The organism is Zoogloea sp., assembly GCF_028689785.1.
GTDB lineage: Bacteria > Pseudomonadota > Gammaproteobacteria > Burkholderiales > Rhodocyclaceae > Zoogloea.
The window spans coordinates 167,332-184,268 of record NZ_JAQVCN010000002.1 but is presented as its reverse complement, the minus strand read 5'-3'; the positions used below and the strand labels follow the sequence as shown (position 1 = coordinate 184,268).

Below are 16,937 nucleotides of genomic sequence, written 5' to 3'. Positions count from 1 at the left end.
GGGAAGTGGGGTAACTGGAACGCGTCAATATGACTCGTCCCGGGATTCCGAGATGGCTGCCAACGAAGCCTTGTGTTTCAGTGCCACATCAGCAAGAACCTGACGCAGCAGAACGAGCCCTTCGCCCGACCTGGCGCTGAGCAAAACGCGCGAGATGTTACCACAAGCGTCCTGCTGCACTTCCGCGCTGGCCATGCTCGCATCGATCTTGTTCCAGACCTGGATTTGCGGAAGCACTCCAGCCCCGATCTCCTCGAGCACACCATTGACAGCCTCAATCTGCCCCTCCCTGTCGTCACTGGATGAGTCGACGACATGCAGCAACAAATCGGCTGACACCGTCTCCTCCAGCGTCGCGTGAAAGGCCGCGACCAGGGAGTGAGGCAGATCTCGAATGAATCCGACCGTATCGGAGAGGACGATGTTCCCGGCCTCACCAAGAAAAAGACGGCGAGAAGTCGTATCCAAGGTGGCGAACAGTTGATCAGCCGCGTAGGCACCCGCCTTGGTCAAGGCATTGAAAAGCGTGGATTTACCCGCATTGGTATAACCGACCAAGGACACGCTCAGCACGTCACGCCGCTCTCGGGAACGCCTTCGCACGGCACGCTGGCGCTCAAGCACACGCAAGCGGGCCTTGAGCATCTTGACGCGCTCACCGAGCAGCCGGCGGTCAGTCTCCAGTTGCTTCTCACCTGGCCCACGCAAGCCGATCCCCCCTTTTTGCCGCTCCAGGTGAGTCCAGCCCCGGACGAGGCGGGTGGAAAGATGCTGTAACTGGGCCAGTTCGACCTGCAGCTTGCCTTCGTGGCTCTTGGCTCGGAGGGCGAAAATATCAAGAATCAGGGCCGACCTGTCCACCACTCGGCAATTGAGCTTGCGTTCGAGATTGCGCTGCTGGGCGGCGGTAATGTCGTGGTTGAAGATGACGAGGTCAGCCTCATTCATCTGCGCGAGCTCACCGATCTCTTCTGCCTTGCCTTTGCCAACATAAAAAGCGGGATCGGGCGCTTGGCGACGCCCCTGGACAATACCCGCGACGCAGGCCCCCGCGCTGCCGGCCAAAAGGGCAACTTCGGCAAGGCGCTCCTCAATGCCACCTTGCCCAAAATCGACCTGCACCAGAACCGCGCGGTTCCCTGCCGAGGGGCGCTCAAACACGCGTCAGCCCGCTTGATCTGCAGCCGGCAAGCGGCTCTTGAAGGGGTATCAGCTTGCTGCCTCGTTCTGTTCCTGCTGGATGTTGACCGGTCGCGCGGGAACGACGGTCGAAATGGCATGCTTGTAAACCATTTGGGTTACGGTGTTCTTCAGCAGAACAACATACTGGTCGAAAGATTCGACCTGACCTTGCAACTTGATGCCGTTCACGAGATAGATGGAAACGGGCACATGCTCGCGCCGCAATGCGTTGAGGAACGGATCTTGTAAAAGTTGCCCCTTGTTGCTCATGGTAGAACCTCTATGGTTTTAGTTTGGAATAATTATAGAGCCTTTTGCTGCACTGCCACAAAATGGCAGCAAGCCGCTCGATGGTGTGGAAAACGGTTCTTCAATCCTTGTTGGCGTAAGGATTGTGGGACGACTTGAATTGTATCCGCAATGGCGTGCCCTGCAATTTGAACGCCTCCTGGAAGCTCCGCTCCAGGAACCGGACATATGACGGCGGCACATGATCGAGGGCACTACCGTGGACAACGATCACCGGCGGGTTCATCCCCCCCTGGTGCGCATAGCGCATCTTGGGACGGAAACCGCCATGCCGCGGTGGCTGCTGGCGGACGATCGTGTCGAGGAGCAGACGGGTCAGCTTGGGCGTGGATAGCTTGGTCATCGCCGCCTCATAGGCCCCGTCAACAGCCTTCAACATGGGGACGATGCCCTGCCCTTTCAAGGCCGAGACGTAAAGAAAGCGCGCAAAGCCCAGGAAAGGCAGCTTGCGGGCGATGTCTTCCTTGATGCGCTCGCGACGATAGTCGTCCACACTGTCCCACTTGTTCACGGCGACCACCAGCGCCCTGCCGGCTTCTACCGCAAACCCCCCGATATGGGCGTCCTGGTCGGATATCTCCTGACTGGCATCAAGAACCAGGACAACGACATTGCACTGCTCCACCGCCTGCAAGGTCTTGATGACCGAGAACTTCTCAACCGCCTCGAAAACCTTGCCACGTTTGCGCAGACCCGCAGTGTCAATAAGGGTGTAATGCCTGCCATTGCGCTCGAAGGGCACCTCGATGGCATCCCGTGTGGTGCCGGGCATATCGAAGGCAATCACCCGCTCCTCGCCGATCAGGGTATTGACGAGGGTGGACTTGCCTACATTCGGTCGCCCGACGATGGCCACACGCGGGCCCTTTTCGTCGGGGAGATCGTCATCATCATCCTCAGGAAAAGACTCCAGAATCAATTCCATCAAAGAATTGACGTTGTCACCATGGGCCGAAGAAATACATAGGGGATCACCGATGCCCAAGGCGTGAAATTCGGCCGATACCATTGCCCTGTTCATGCCTTCAGCCTTGTTCACCACCAGGAAGGTGGGCCGACCGGCGCGGCGCAGACGGCTGGCGATCTGTTCATCGTGAGGGGTCAGCCCGGAACGGGCATCAACCATGAAAACCAGCGCATCGGCTTCGGCAATCGCCTGCTCCGCCTGCTTGGCCATCTCATGAACGATGCCATCCTTCGCAACGGGGTCGAAACCCGCGGTGTCGACCACCAGGAATTCCCGTTCGAGCGCCCGTCCCATACCGTAACGGCGGTCCCGGGTCAGGCCGGGAAAATCGGCAACCAGAGCATCACGCGTCTTGGTGAGGCGATTGAAGAGGGTAGATTTGCCCACATTGGGGCGTCCAACCAGGACCAGGGTGGGTTTCACGCGTCGGCGACTCCGTTATTGAACGCCAAGGGCGTAAACACTTCCGTCCTGCGTCTGAACGACGATGCCGCCGCCAACACGCTGGATATCAGCAAGAATCGGGCTGGAATCTGTGCGTTGCCGCCCGACAAGGCCGCCATCGTCCTTGCGAAGGATGTGGACATAACCTTCAGCATCACCTACGACGACGTATTCGCCGACAACCCTGGGGCGCCCCACGCCACGTCCGGCCAGTTGGTCCTGCTTCCAGGCGCTCGCACCAGTGGACAGGTCGAGGGCATGCACCGCCCCTTTTTCGTCAGTGACAAAGACCTGACGGCCGTCCTGGTCTAGCCCCCTGGAGCTGGACATATCCCGCGTCCAAAGGGTTGAGCCGTTGGCCAGATCGAAGCAGGCGACTCGGCCTTGATAGGCCACGGCACATGCTGCACGGGTACCCAGCACCGGGACACTCGTGATGTCGGCAATCCGCTCCAACTCGGTGGCACCGCGCGGAACGGCAACCGCTCCTTCCCACATCAGACTGCCATTGACGGCATTCACGGCCACCAGCTTGCCACCAGGAAAACCGGCAAAGACTGCATTGCCCTCCAACACCACCCCCGCCGCATTGCGCAGCGAAAGGGCAGGCAAGGCGCGCTGGTAAACCCAGCGCTGCTTACCGTCGGCCGGATCAAGGCCGAAGAGACGACTGTCGGCACTACGCACAACCACCATGCCATCCGACAGCACCGGCGCAGCAAGAATCTCCGCATTGACCCGCACGCGCCATTTGATCTTGCCCGACTCAGCATCCAGGGCGATGACCTCCCCCTTGGGCGACCCCACCACCACGAGTTGTGCATTGGCGCCGACACCGCCGGAAATTGGGGAATCAATGGATGTCTTCCATACGCTACGCCCGGCCTGGAGGCGGACTACAGAACCATCCGCAGCCGCTGCAAAAACCGAATCGGCTGCAACGGCAGGCTGGAACACGAAGCGCCCGGCCCCACCGACACGCCCCTTCCAGAGTTCGGTTGCGTTCAGCGAACTGGTAATAGGCTTGAGAGGCGGAATCTTGGAGTTCGAAGAGGAGAACGGATTCAGGGACGAACACGCGCCCAGAATCAGGGCGCCCGCCACAACCAAGGCCAGACGGCGCGCCTTCATTGAGCACCCCCGACAGCATCCAGTTTGGCTTGGGCGATCTCGCGCAGGGCTGATGCTTCCTGCTTTACAGCAGCACTCAACGCATCGACGGCCGCCTGATAGGCAGCGCGCGCTTCTGCCGGTTTGCCCTGGGCCACCAGGATGTCACCCTTCAGATCTGCAAAGCGGGCCGCCAGATCGGCATCGGCCGGGGCCTGGAGCTGAGCGAGCGCCTCGTCATAGGCCTTCTCGTCCAGCAGCACAGTCGCCAGACGCAAGCGCGCCAGACTGCGCAGGGCCGGATCATTGGCCTTCTCAGCCGCCCAGGCGAGGGGCACACGAGCGTTCTTCAGATCACCGGCCTCGCTCTGCACCTTTGCAGACAGCAAGGCCGCCAGATCGGCATAGGGCGTGCCGCTGTACTTCTCGATGATCGTACCGGCTGCTTCCCGCGCTTTCTGGGCGTTGTGTTCGCCCGCAGCCTGCTGCACCACGGCGTAAAGAGCCGAAGCCTCGGCGCCCTGCTTGCCTTTGTACCAGTTCCAGCCCTGCCAGCCAACTGAAGCCAAGGCAGCCACCACCGCAACGACCGTCACCACACTGCCATAGCTTTCCCACCAGCCCTTGATCTGGGAAATCTGTTCCTGTTCTTCGAGGTCAAATGCTGCCATCGTCTTCTTCCGATTCGAGTAGGCGATCCGCCAGGGTTTCGGGGAGAGCGTCCATCGGGACGCGAATCTGTTCGCTGCCGTCGCGCAGAGGCTTGAGACTGACCTCTCCTGCCACGGCCTCATCGTCGCCGATGACCACGGCAAAGAGCGCGCCGGATGCATCAGCACGTTTCATCTGGGACTTGAAGCCACCACCACCACAGTGCAGGGTCACGGAGAACCCTGTGCCGCGCAGCGCTTCCGCAACGCGGAACGCCGCGCGCTGCGCTGCCTCGCCTGCGTGGACCACATAGACATCCGGCACCACGCGCTCGGCCTCGCCACCGCACTCCTGCCACAGGGCCAGAAGTCGCTCCACACCCATCGCAAAACCGGCGGCCGGTGCGGGCTTGCCGCCAAGCTGGGCCACCAGCCCATCGTAGCGGCCACCGGCACAGATCGTGCCCTGAGCCCCCAGGCGGGTGGTAACCCACTCGAAAACCGTGCGGTTGTAGTAGTCGAGGCCGCGCACCAGGCGATGATTGATCCGGTACGGCAGCCCGGCATCCTTCAGCAGGGTCTGAACCCCATCGAAGTGCTTCAGGGACTCCTCGCCCAGAAAATCGGCTAGACGCGGCGCCGCTTCAACGATGCCCTGAAGATCCGGATTCTTGGTATCCAGGATACGCAGCGGATTCGAATACAGACGCCGCTGACCGTCTTCATCGAGACGGTCCTTGTGCTGCTCAAGGTAAGAGATCAGGGCTGCGCGATGCGCCGCCCGCTCGTCGCTGCTGCCCAGGGAGTTAATTTCCAGGCGCACGTCATCGAGGCCCAGATCATCCCAGAGACGGGCGCACATCAGAATGTGCTCGGCGTCGATGTCCGGACCTTCATACCCCAGCGCCTCAACACCCACCTGATGAAACTGGCGATAGCGCCCCTTCTGCGGGCGCTCGTGGCGGAACATGGGGCCGTGGTAGTAAAGCCGGCGGGGATTGCCGAAAAGCAGGTTGTGCTGGATGGCAGCCCTTACGCAGGAGGCGGTGCCCTCGGGGCGCAGGGTAAGGTGCTCACCGTTGAGAGCATCCTCGAAGGAATACATCTCCTTCTCGACGATATCGGTCACCTCACCGATGGCGCGCTTGAAAAGCGGCGTCGGCTCGACGATGGGCATGCGGATGGGGCGGTAACCGTAGCTGTGCAGCCAGTTGCGGACGATGTCCTCAAACTGCTCCCACACTTCGGCGTCGTCGGGCAGGATGTCGTTCATCCCGCGCACGGCCTGGAGGACTTTGCTCATGATTTATTGTGTGCTTCGTGGGGGACACCCGACCACTCAGGCCGGAGCGCCCTTGCGGCGATAGGTACGGACCACATACCTTTCAATGATGGTCTTGAATTCGCTGGCGATGTTGTCGCCACGCAGGGTCTGGGTCTTCACTCCATCCTCGAAGACCGGCGCGGCGGGCGACTCACCGGTGCCCGGCAGGGAGATCCCGATATTGGCATGCTTGCTCTCACCCGGCCCGTTCACGATGCAGCCCATGACAGCGAGCGTCATATTCTCGACCCCATCAAACTGCTCCCGCCAGATCGGCATGTTGTCGCGGACATGGTTCTGCACATCGGAAGCCAGCTCCTGGAACAGGGTGCTGGTGGTGCGGCCGCAGCCCGGGCAGGCCGTGACCATCGGCGTAAATGCACGCAAACCCATGGTCTGGAGAATCTCCTGGGCGACGATGACCTCCTGGCTGCGGCTGCCATTGGGCTCCGGCGTCAATGACACACGGATGGTGTCGCCGATACCCTCCTGCAGCAACACGGCAAGCGCCGCGGTGGAGCCGACAATGCCCTTCGACCCCATGCCGGCCTCGGTCAGCCCCAGATGCAGCGGGTAGTCGCACTTCGCCGCCAGATCTCGATACACGGCGATCAGGTCCTGCACGCTGCTGACCTTAGCGGACAGGATGATCTTGTCGCCACCAAGCCCGTACTCCTCAGCCTTCGCCGCCGACTCGAGAGCCGAGGTAACCAATGCCTCGCGCATGACGGCACCGGCATCGCGGGGAATCGCGCGACGGGCGTTCTCGTCCATGATCCGCGCCAGCACCGACTGATCGAGGCTGCCCCAGTTAACACCGATGCGCACCGGCTTGTCGAAACGGCATGCCATCTCGACAATGGAGGCGAACTGGGTGTCACGCTTGGCGCCCTGCCCCACGTTGCCCGGATTGATACGGAACTTGGCCAGGGCTTCGGCACAGGCCGGATTATCGGCCAGCAACTTATGCCCGTTGTAGTGAAAATCCCCCACCAGAGGAACATCCAGATTCATGGACAGGAGCTTGTCCCGGATCTTCGGCACGGCCTTTGCCGCCTCGTCATTATTGACGGTGATCCGTACCAGCTCCGAACCGGCCCGAGCCAACTGAGCAACCTGCATCGAAGTCGCAAAATCGTCAGCCGTATCGGTGTTGGTCATCGACTGGACGACGATAGGTCCGCCAGACCCCACCACCACCTGACCGATCCGCACCTCGCGGGTAACACGACGGACGGCAGCCCGCCCGGAAAGAAGAAGATCCATGGTTTCTGCCCTCAATCCAGCTTGAGACGGGCAACCGTCACCTTGGTGGAAGCATTCAGATTGACCGGGGTGCCGTTACGCTCGAGCTTCACGTAGCGGGCATTGCCGACAACCAGTGAAAAGGGAGCACGCGCTTCGACCTGCTCCCGGGAGCCCGCCTTGCCGAGGCGGGAAAAAATGATCTTGCCGCTTGCATCCTTGATCTCGACCCAGGCGTCCTGGGTGAATTCGAAGACGAGCCGGTCTACACCATCAGCGGCCTTTGGCGCCTCCACCGCAGCAGGGGTGGCAACCGTCGCCGCCTCATTGGGCATCGCTGGAGGCGTCGGCGCAGCTAGCGGCGCCGGGGCTCCCTCTGCAGGGGCGGCAACGATCGGACCAACCGGCACCGGCGTGACCGTCTCGCCCGATGGCGCAGGCTCGGATTGCGGAACCACTTCAACAGGCGTCGGAAGGCTGGCAGCCAGCTCTTCAGTCGGCTTGGATCGCAGGGTGTCGTAATACCAGCCCGCCACAACAACGCCGAGGAGAGCCAGCGCGGCAAGAATGCCGGGGATCACGGAACGGCGGAAGCGGCCGCGACCGATCTCGGGCATCTCCCCCTGGGCATTGGAACTGGGTGCCAACTCCACGTTGGCATCCGCTTCGGGCTGCTTGAGCTGGGCCAGGAAGGGGGCCGGGTCAATCTTCAGCAGACGGGCGTAATTACGCAGGAAGCCCCGGGTGAAAGCATAGCCCGGCAGCAGGTCGAATCGCCCTGCTTCAAGGGCTTCGATCTGGCGCGGGTTGAGCTTGAGGGCGTGTGCCACTTCGGAAATGCTGAGCCCCTGGGCTTCACGGGTACGTCGCAGGCCATCGCCAGCCCGGAATTCTTCGACCGGGTTCGGGGAGGACGGCAGAGCTTGAGAATCTGTCACTGATACAACCCTTGCTGGAAAGCTTGATATTCAGGAGACGCGGGGAAGCGTCGGCGCAACTGCTGCACAAGAGCTGCCTCGGCCACCCGATCACCGAGCCGGCGCTCCACCCGAACGCCAAGCCACAGACTTTCGGCAGTCGGCTCTCCTCCCTCATGCAGAGCGGCGATATATCGCCGTGAAGCCTCATACGCACCACGCCGGTAGGCAATGGCAGCCAGATGGTAGATGGCCTGGAGATTGGTCGCATCCGTCTCGAGGGAGCGGAGAAAGTGCTCCTCGGCTGCTCGATCGTTCTTCAGACGCAGCTGACACAGCCCCGCATTGTTCAGGGCGCGGGCCGGACTCTGATAGTACGGATTGCGGGCTGCGGTGGTCAGGAGCTCAAGCCCCGCCTGCTCCTTGCCGACGGAGCACAGGAACCAGCCGTAGGAATTCATCACCTCCGGATCGCCTGGAGCGAGACGCAGCGCATGGGCAAAATTAGCCTCCGCGATCTCGTTCTCTTCGAGATACATATGCACCTGACCCATCAGCTGATAGACCGGTGCATAGCCGGAGTCGTAGGCGGCCGCGACGCGGGCCTCGTCCAGGGCAACCCCGAAACGACCCGCCTGAAAATACGCCTGGCCAAGCTCCACGTGCACCTTGGCCTTGCGTCGTCCGTCATTCTTTACCGGCTGCTCGGAAACCGGACGCTCCAGGCGTGCCACACCGCCGGGGATCTGCGGCCCTGCGCAGGCAGACAGCAGCAACGGGATAGAAAGAAGCAGCACAAGGCGTTTCACGCTCAGAGCTCCTGGATCGGCACGATACGGGTCGTGCGGCGGGTCTTGTCCTGCACCTGGCCGGCCAGCTGACCGCAGGCCGCGTCCACGTCGTCACCACGGGTCTTGCGTGTTGTAGTGACAATCCCTGCATCGATCAGAATCTCGGCAAAACGCCGGATCCGGGGTGCCGGAGAACGCTCGAAGCCAGACCCAGGAAACGGATTGAACGGAATCAGATTGAACTTGCAAGGCACATCCCGCACGAGGGCAACGAGCTCCCGGGCGTGGGCATCGGAATCGTTGATGCCGTCCAGCATCACGTATTCGAAGGTGATGAAATCCCGCGGGGCCTTCTCGAGGTAGCGCCGGCAGGCCGCCATCAGCTCGCGCAGGGGGTATTTCTGATTGATCGGCACCAGCTTGTCCCGCAGGGCATCATTGGATGCGTGCAGGGACACGGCGAGGGCCGTGGGGCAGGCGTCGCGCAGACGATCCATGGCCGGCACGATACCGGAGGTGGATACGGTGACGCGCCGCCGGGATAAACCGTAGGCGTTGTCGTCGAGCATCAGCTTCAGGGCCGACACGACGTTGTCGAAGTTGGCGAGAGGCTCGCCCATACCCATCATCACCACATTGCTGATGACCCGCTCGCCGTCACCGTTGGCGCCCAGCATGCGATTGGCAAGCCACAACTGACCAATGATCTCGGCAGCACTCAGATTGCGGTTGAAGCCCTGCTTACCAGTGGAGCAGAAGGCGCAATCGAGGGCGCACCCGGCCTGGGAGGAGATGCACAGGGTGCCGCGGTTGGTTTCGGGAATGAACACCGTTTCCACCGCATTGGCATTGCCTACATCTAGCAACCACTTGCGTGTTCCATCGCTGGAGACACTGTCACGCACCGGCACCGGCGGCGTGATGCAAGCCGCCCCCGCGAGCTTGGCCCGCAGGGACTTGGCCACGTCGGTCATCTGGTCGAAATCGGTGGCGCCGAACCGATGCACCCAGCGGAGCACCTGCTTGGCACGGAATGGTTTCTCACCCTGCTGGACGAACCAGTCGGTGAGGGCTTCGGCATCGAAATCGAGGAGATTGACCACGGGCAGTTCCATCCTTGGCAGCGGGAAGAAGGGCTTTCATCCCGCAACCAGAGATCATTAGCGGCTGTAAACGTTCATGCCGGGGAAGAAGAAAGCGACTTCCACAGCAGCGGTTTCGGGGGCATCAGAGCCATGCACGGCATTGGCGTCGATGGATTCGGCGAAATCGGCCCGGATGGTGCCCTTGTCGGCCTTCTTCGGGTCGGTGGCGCCCATCAGCTCACGGTTCTTGGCGATCGCGTTTTCGCCCTCCAGGGCCTGGATCATCACCGGGCCGGAAGTCATGAAAGAGACCAGATCCTTGAAGAAGGGGCGCTCCTTGTGCACGGCGTAGAACTCACCGGCTTCACGCTCGGAAAGGTGCACGAGCTTGGCGGCAATGATCTTCAGGCCGGCGTTTTCGAAACGGGCGTAGATCTGGCCAATCACGTTCTTGGCAACAGCGTCGGGTTTGATGATGGAAAGGGTGCGTTCAATGGCCATGGGGCAGACTCCAGTGAGACAAAGGATGATCAAAAAGCTCAAGAGCGGAATTTTAGCAGGTTGGCGCTGCAGAACGGCGCTTTTCAACGCACAAGACTCAACACGACCCGACCCAAGAAACTGACACGACAGCCTGTGACGAACCCGATTCAGGGGTGCAGGGTGATTCAGCACAGACTCCATGGTCTGACGAGGAGTGCCCGCCGGCATGAGGGGGCATCGGAGGAAAGGTCTCCGAGCCGGGAAATCAGGGGCTCGGGGGCAAAAAAAAAGGGTGCGCATCGCGCACCCCCAACCCCAACAGAGAGACTTCAGTCTTGGCGCTATCGCACCAGGAAAACGCATTTTGTTGCTCGTGTTCGCGTCTTCAACCTGGAGCGAAGTATGCGCACCTCCCTGCCTGGGTGTCTTGATTTGGGTCAAAAACCCTGCAGATAGCGTGGTGAAATTTCATCCCATCAGCGTGGCACTCCGCCCTCCCCGTCCTTGGTCGCGGGCTTCACCACCGGCGGCGCATCGTCGTCAACAACAACCCGATAACCCGGCCCTTCAAGATCATCGAACTGTCCGCTCCGCACCGACCACCAGAATACGACCCCAATCACGAAAACCAGCACGACAGAAAGGGGAATCAACAGGTAAAGACTTTCCATGGAACCCTCAGCGGGGAAGCCTGCGCTGTAGGCGCAGGGCGTTCAGGACAACGAAGAGCGAGCTCGCCGACATGCCGATACCTGCCATCCAGGGCGTTACAAGCCCGAACATGGCAAGGGGGACGGCTGAAAAATTATAGGCAAACGACCACCACAGATTCTGCCGAATGATGGTCAGCGCTCGACGAGACAGGGTCACCCCCTCTGCCAGGGAGGCAAGATGACCGCTCAGCAGGACGATATCCGCCTGGTTGCGGGCAAGGTCGGTGCCGCCGCCCATGGCCACGGACACCTGCGCCTGGGCTAGCACTGGCGCGTCATTCACGCCATCCCCCACCATTGCGATCACGGCGTCCCCCTTCTGCAGGGCCAGCAGGCCACGATGCTTGTCCTCGGGGGTCATCGCGCCGATGGCCTGGGCAACACCCAGGCGGCGCCCCAACTCCTCTACCGTCGAAGGCGTATCACCGCTGAAGATGGACAGCGCGATGCCCTTGCCACGCAGGGAGTCGAACGCCGCAGGGCAATCGTCCCGCAGACCATCCGATAGGGCAAAACCCGCCAGCCAGCCATGCGCCGAACCGAGCGCAATCACGGTCCGACCGGAACGTTCATCTTTGAGCAGCACATCCGGTACCGGCGACCCGACCAGATCCGCCACGAAAGTGGGCCTGCCGATGCGATAGGCCACCCCGTCAAGCGAGCCCGACACCCCTTGCCCTGTTGTCGCCGCCAGCCCGCCAATGACCGGCAAGGCCTCCGCTCCGGCACGCAGGCGCAGCGCCACGGCGATGGCATGTTCGGACCCCTGCTCAAGAGCAGCGGCCAGAGCCAGTACGCCCATCTCGTCAGCATTACCGAGCAGGCGGACCTGCTCGACACGCATCTCGCCATAAGTGAGGGTACCCGTCTTGTCGAAGACAAAATGGCTGGCCCGGGCCAGCGCCTCGATAGCATGCCCGCGGGTCACCAGCACGCCCATCCGGGCCAGGGAATCGGTGGCTACCGTAAGCGCCACTGGCGTAGCGAGAGAAAGAGCGCAGGGGCAACTCACCACAAGCACCGACACGAACACCCACAGGGCCCGGTCCGGATCGGCCCACCACCACCAGGCTGCCGTCACCACTGACAGCACCAGCAAGGCCAGAATGAAATAGGCAGCAACGCGATCAGCCTGCTGAACCACCCGGGGCTTCTCGGCGGAGGCCCGTTCCATGAGATGCCGGATCGCCGCCAGACGGGTGTTTTCACCGGTCCGGCTGACCTTCACCACCAGCGGGCTGCCGATATTGACACTTCCCCCCGTGACGTCGGCGCCCGGCGCCTTGGCCACGGGCCGGCTTTCACCCGTCAGCAACGCCTCATTGGCTTCACTGTGTCCTTCGATGACGACCCCATCCACCGGCATCGTCTCCCCCGGCTTCACCCGGATCACCTCACCTGGGCTCAACTGCGAGACGGGCACCCGCTCTCCTTCGAGTGACGGATAGGCCGCCAGACGCTCTGCGAAGGCCGGGATCACCTTACCGAGCTCTTCCACCCCGCGCACGGCTTTCTGGCGCGCCAGCATTTCCACGTAGCGCCCGCACAGCAGAAAGAAGACGAACATCGTCACCGAGTCGAAATAGACCTCCCCCTTTCCGGTGAAAGTGGCCCAGCAACTCGCCACGAAGGCTGCCCCCACGCCCAGGGCGACGGGCACGTCCATGCCCAGGCGGCGCAGGCGCACATCACGCAGAGCGTGGCTGAAGAAGGGGGCGGCAGAGTACAGCACCACTGGCGCGGTAAGGATCAGGCTGGCCCAGCGCATCAACAGCTCGATGTCGGCGGTCATGTCGCCCGGGTCTGCCACGTACACCGGGAAGGCATACATCATCACCTGCATCATGCCGAACCCGGCCACGAACAGGCGCCACAGGGCAGAGCGCCGCTCCCGCTGGGAGATCTGCTCGGAGCGGGCGGCATCGTAGGGATAGGCCCGGTAGCCAATGGCCTGGATGGCGCCAAGAATGTCGGAGAGCTTGATCTTGCGCTCGTCCCAACGCACCCGGGCACGCCGGGTAGCGTAGTTGATATCCACGGCGATTACCCCCGGCTGCTGTGCCACATGCTGCTCATTCAGCCAGATGCACGCGGCACAGGTGATGCCTTCGAGAATCAGGTCGGCCTCCCGGTCATGCTCGCCGATGGGTTTGACGAAGCCCTTCTGGAAATCCGGGTGATCGAACAGGCCCAGTTCCTTGAGTTCTTCCGGCATGGCCTCGCGGGCCTGCTCGGGCAGGGTGTCACGACGCTTGTAGTAATCCACCAGCCCGCTGCTCACGATGGACTGAGCTACGGCCTGGCAGCCTGTGCAGCACATCTGATGGGGAGCCCCATCAATCTCCACCGGGAGATCCACATCGGCGGGAATGGGCAGGCCGCAGTGATAACAGTCGTGCTCGGACGACGGGAGGGAGTCGGACAAAGCAGGCCTCGCTGACAACACACGCAACCGGACGGCCGCGGTAAACGCGCTCTTTTATCACAAAGCGCAGGCCCGGCAAAACGTGCCTGGAACGCTGAAAACCAAAAGCGCGCCACCAGGGCGCGCTTTTGGTCGTTCCGCGGACGGAAGTCAGATCATGCCCAGCATACGTGGCAAGACTGTGCAATGAATGATCGAACCAGGATCATCAGGAGATCATGCCAAGCCAGCGCGGGAACCACAGGGACAGACCGGGCCAATAGGTAACCAGCCCCAGGAAGACCAGCATCGACAGCAGCCACGGCCACACGGCCACGGTCAGCTCGGTGATGCCCATCTTGGTGATGCCCGAGGCCACATACAGATTAAGCCCCACTGGCGGGTGGCACATCCCCACTTCCATGTTCACCACCATGATGATGCCGAAATGCACCGGGTCGATCCCCAGCTTCATCGCCACCGGAAACAGGATCGGGGCGAAGATCAGCACGATGGACGAGGGCTCCATGAAATTGCCGGCCAGCAGCAGCAGCACGTTCACCGCCAGCAGGAAGGCGATCACCCCCAGCCCATTGCCCAGCATCCACTCGGCCAGGGCCTGGGGGATGTTCTCGTTGGTCATGATGAAGCTGAACAGCACGGCGTTGGTGATGATGTAGAGCAGCATCGCCGACATGTTGGCCGAGTTGAGCAGCACCTTGGGCACGTCCTTCAGGGGCATGTCCTTGTAGATGAACACGGCCACGAAGAAGGCGTACATGGCGCTCATGGCAGCTGCTTCGGTGGGGGTGAACATGCCGGTGTAGATCCCGCCCATCACCACCACGATAAGCAGCAGACCCCACACGGACTCCTTGAAGGCCTTGATCCGCTCCGCGGCGCTCGCCTTGGGCTGACGCGGATAGTCGAACTTCTTGGCCCGATACCAGGTGACGCCCCCCAATACCCCGGCCAGAGCCAGGCCCGGCACCACGCCGGCCATGAACAACGCGCCAACCGAGGTGTTGGTGGCCACGGAGTACATCACCATGACGATGGACGGCGGGATGAGGATGCCCAACGCACCGGCCGTAGTGATGATCCCCGCCCCGAACTTGTTGGGGAAGCCCGCCCGCACCATGGCCGGCAGCAGGATGGAGCCGATGGCCACCACCGTGGCCGGGCTGGAGCCGGATACTGCAGCAAACAGCGCGCAGGCAAGCACGCCGGCCAGGCCCAATCCACCGTACCAGTGGCCGACCATGGAGGTGGCGAAGTTGATCATCCGCTTGGCCACACCACCGTGGGTCAGGAAGTTACCCGCCAGGATGAAGAACGGGATGGCCATGATCTCGAACTTCTCGATGCCGGTGAATAGCTTGAGGGCCACCGACTCCAGGGGAACCTGGGTCATCGTGAAGAGGAAGGAAAGCACGGTGAGGCCGAGGGAGATTGAAATCGGCATCCCCGTCAGCATCAGGGCCAGCAGGATGCCGAAGATGATGGCGGCGTTCATTTGCGGTCTCCTTCACGTTCGCCGAGGGGCTTGTGCTTGAGGTCGTGGGCGTGGAGGTTGTCATCCAGCGAATACGGGTTTGCATCCACCTTCGGCAATTCGTCTTCCAGACCATCCACATGACCATGGTCGTGGTGGGGCAGCTCACCGGTCCTGAGGAAACCCCAGGTAACCTGCAGGAAGCGGAAGCACATCAGGCTGGAACCCAGGGGGATGGCGCTGTACACGATCCAGGTGGGCCACTCCAGGTCCGGCGTGGTGGGGCCTTCGGGGATATCGCCGATCTCGGCACCGGTCATGTGCAGGAAGGCGTAGTGGGCACCGTTCTCCCATACAAAGTGGCCGCCCAGGGTCGCGACGATACCGGTAAAGAGGGCTCCGGCAAGCAGGCCGAAAATGATGAACTTGCTGCGGTTACTGTCGGAGAGGCGGTTGATCAGAACATCGACGCCCACGTGGATGCCGGTACGCACGCCATAGGCAGCGCCGAACTTCGCCATCCACACGAACATGATGATGCACAGCTCCTGGGCCCAGCTGAAGTTGAGCGAGAGCAGCCAGTCTTGCAGGCCGGGAATGCTGATACCCGCCAGATAGCGGTGCACCACCGACAAAAAAATGATGGCCGTAGCCCCGCCCATCAGGAAGGTGATGATCCACTCTTCCAGGCGATCTAGTAGTTTCATGATGAATCCTCGCAGTGAAGTGCGATCGGAAGCCCGGAAAGGAATCCGGGCCGGAGCCCCCCGCAGCGCGGAGGGCTCATTCAGATGTGAGGCGGGTGTCGCTTACAGCTTCGCGGGGTCGAAGCCGGTTTCCTTGTAGATGGACTGGATCAGATCCTTGCCGATGCGCCCTTCCATCTTCTGGTGCACCGGGACCATGGCCTTCTTGAAGGCCAGCTTCTCTTCCTTGGTCGGCACGTAGATCTGGGTCTTGCCGCTCTTCTTGATGCCTTCCAGAGACTTGTCGTTCTCTTCCTGGGCGATCTTGTTGGCGTAAACGGTGGATTCCTTCATCGCGGTTTCCAGTTGGCCACGGATGTCGGCAGGCAAGCCGTCCCAGAACTTCTTGTTGGCGATGACCGCGTAGCCCAGGTAACCGTGATCGGTCACGGTCAGGTGCTTCTGCACCTCATGCATCTTCTGGGTGAACATGTTGGAGTGGGGGTTCTCGGTGCCATCCACCACACCAGTCTGCAGGGCCTGGTAGACCTCGGAGAAAGCCATCACTTGGGGCAGGCCACCCACCGAGCGGACTTCCTCTTCAAGCACCTTGGAGGACTGGATGCGCAGCTTCTTGCCCTTCAGGTCAGCCGGGGTGCGGATCGGGGTGTTGGCGGAAAACGACTTGAAACCGTTGTCCCAGTAGGCCAGACCGACGATTCCCTTGGGTTCGAGCTTCTTCAGGATGCTGGCACCGACGGGCCCCTGGGTGATGCGGTGCAATTCGTTGTAATCATCGAAGATGTAGGGCAGATCGAAGACCTCGAACTCCTTCACGCCCAGGGGGCCGAACTTGGCGAGGGATGGGGCCAGCATCTGCACGGCGCCCAGCTGGAGCGCCTCCAGCTCTTCCTTGTCCTTGTACAGTGCACTATTGGCGTACACCTCGACCTTGACCTTACCCTTGGTCAGCTCCTCGGCGCGCTTCTTGAAGTACTCTGAGGCCTTGCCCTTGGGCGTATCCGCGGCCACCACGTGACTGAACTTGATCACGATCGGAGCCTGGGCAGACGCCGAGGCACAGAAACCCAGTGCAACAAGGCTGAACATTACAGTGCGCAGTTTCATTTTT

Annotated in this window: 16 protein-coding genes; all 16 read right to left on the bottom strand. The window is 61.6% G+C overall.

Annotated features, from left to right (window positions below; all coding sequences use genetic code 11):
* Positions 1-24: 24 nt before the first annotated feature.
* Positions 25-1,161: a GTPase HflX gene (gene hflX / locus PHI64_RS02060; RefSeq protein ID WP_299877792.1), complete on the bottom strand. Its 1,137-nt coding sequence runs from the start codon at positions 1,159-1,161 to the stop codon at positions 25-27.
* Positions 1,162-1,209: 48 nt separating this feature from the next.
* Entirely contained in the window at positions 1,210-1,452 is a 243-nt protein-coding gene (hfq, locus tag PHI64_RS02055) for an RNA chaperone Hfq (protein ID WP_079434940.1), read from the bottom strand.
* Positions 1,453-1,552: 100 nt separating this feature from the next.
* The gene (gene der, locus PHI64_RS02050; RefSeq protein ID WP_299877788.1) at positions 1,553-2,881 is read right to left on the bottom strand and encodes a ribosome biogenesis GTPase Der; all 1,329 of its coding nucleotides are present in this window, start codon (positions 2,879-2,881) and stop codon (positions 1,553-1,555) included.
* 15 nt (positions 2,882-2,896) lie between these two features.
* The gene (bamB, locus tag PHI64_RS02045) at positions 2,897-4,033 is read right to left on the bottom strand and encodes an outer membrane protein assembly factor BamB (RefSeq protein WP_299877786.1); all 1,137 of its coding nucleotides are present in this window, start codon (positions 4,031-4,033) and stop codon (positions 2,897-2,899) included.
* On the bottom strand, positions 4,030-4,683 hold the full coding sequence (locus PHI64_RS02040) for a tetratricopeptide repeat protein (RefSeq protein WP_299877784.1): 654 nt from the start codon (positions 4,681-4,683) through the stop codon (positions 4,030-4,032). Before PHI64_RS02040 ends, bamB begins: the two co-directional genes overlap by 4 nt.
* Complete coding sequence (hisS, locus tag PHI64_RS02035; RefSeq protein ID WP_299877782.1) at positions 4,670-5,965, bottom strand: histidine--tRNA ligase; 1,296 nt, start codon at positions 5,963-5,965, stop codon at positions 4,670-4,672. Before hisS ends, PHI64_RS02040 begins: the two co-directional genes overlap by 14 nt.
* Before the next feature lie 36 nt (positions 5,966-6,001).
* A complete protein-coding gene (ispG, locus tag PHI64_RS02030) occupies positions 6,002-7,252 on the bottom strand; it encodes a flavodoxin-dependent (E)-4-hydroxy-3-methylbut-2-enyl-diphosphate synthase (protein WP_299877780.1) in 1,251 nt (416 codons plus the stop codon).
* A gap of 11 nt (positions 7,253-7,263) precedes the next feature.
* Complete coding sequence (locus tag PHI64_RS02025; RefSeq protein ID WP_299877778.1) at positions 7,264-8,169, bottom strand: RodZ domain-containing protein; 906 nt, start codon at positions 8,167-8,169, stop codon at positions 7,264-7,266.
* Entirely contained in the window at positions 8,166-8,957 is a 792-nt protein-coding gene (gene pilW, locus PHI64_RS02020; protein ID WP_299877776.1) for a type IV pilus biogenesis/stability protein PilW, read from the bottom strand. The genes PHI64_RS02025 and pilW overlap by 4 nt, the downstream gene beginning before the upstream one ends.
* 2 nt (positions 8,958-8,959) lie before the next feature.
* Positions 8,960-10,054 carry a 23S rRNA (adenine(2503)-C(2))-methyltransferase RlmN gene (gene rlmN, locus PHI64_RS02015; RefSeq protein WP_299877774.1) on the bottom strand — a complete coding sequence of 365 codons (1,095 nt, stop codon included), beginning with the start codon at positions 10,052-10,054 and terminating at the stop codon, positions 8,960-8,962.
* 45 nt (positions 10,055-10,099) lie between these two features.
* Positions 10,100-10,525 carry a nucleoside-diphosphate kinase gene (gene ndk, locus PHI64_RS02010; RefSeq protein ID WP_296569085.1) on the bottom strand — a complete coding sequence of 142 codons (426 nt, stop codon included), beginning with the start codon at positions 10,523-10,525 and terminating at the stop codon, positions 10,100-10,102.
* Between the two features lie 458 nt (positions 10,526-10,983).
* Positions 10,984-11,178 carry a cbb3-type cytochrome oxidase assembly protein CcoS gene (gene ccoS / locus PHI64_RS02005; protein WP_299877769.1) on the bottom strand — a complete coding sequence of 65 codons (195 nt, stop codon included), beginning with the start codon at positions 11,176-11,178 and terminating at the stop codon, positions 10,984-10,986.
* Positions 11,179-11,185: 7 nt separating this feature from the next.
* Complete coding sequence (locus PHI64_RS02000) at positions 11,186-13,645, bottom strand: heavy metal translocating P-type ATPase (RefSeq protein WP_299877766.1); 2,460 nt, start codon at positions 13,643-13,645, stop codon at positions 11,186-11,188.
* A 208-nt stretch (positions 13,646-13,853) separates the two neighbouring features.
* Positions 13,854-15,140, bottom strand: a complete 1,287-nt coding sequence (locus tag PHI64_RS01995; protein ID WP_299877763.1) for a TRAP transporter large permease — start codon at positions 15,138-15,140, stop codon at positions 13,854-13,856.
* Positions 15,137-15,829: a TRAP transporter small permease gene (locus tag PHI64_RS01990; protein ID WP_299877875.1), complete on the bottom strand. Its 693-nt coding sequence runs from the start codon at positions 15,827-15,829 to the stop codon at positions 15,137-15,139. Before PHI64_RS01990 ends, PHI64_RS01995 begins: the two co-directional genes overlap by 4 nt.
* 99 nt (positions 15,830-15,928) lie before the next feature.
* Positions 15,929-16,933 carry a TRAP transporter substrate-binding protein gene (locus tag PHI64_RS01985; protein WP_299877760.1) on the bottom strand — a complete coding sequence of 335 codons (1,005 nt, stop codon included), beginning with the start codon at positions 16,931-16,933 and terminating at the stop codon, positions 15,929-15,931.
* Positions 16,934-16,937 lie beyond the last annotated feature (4 nt).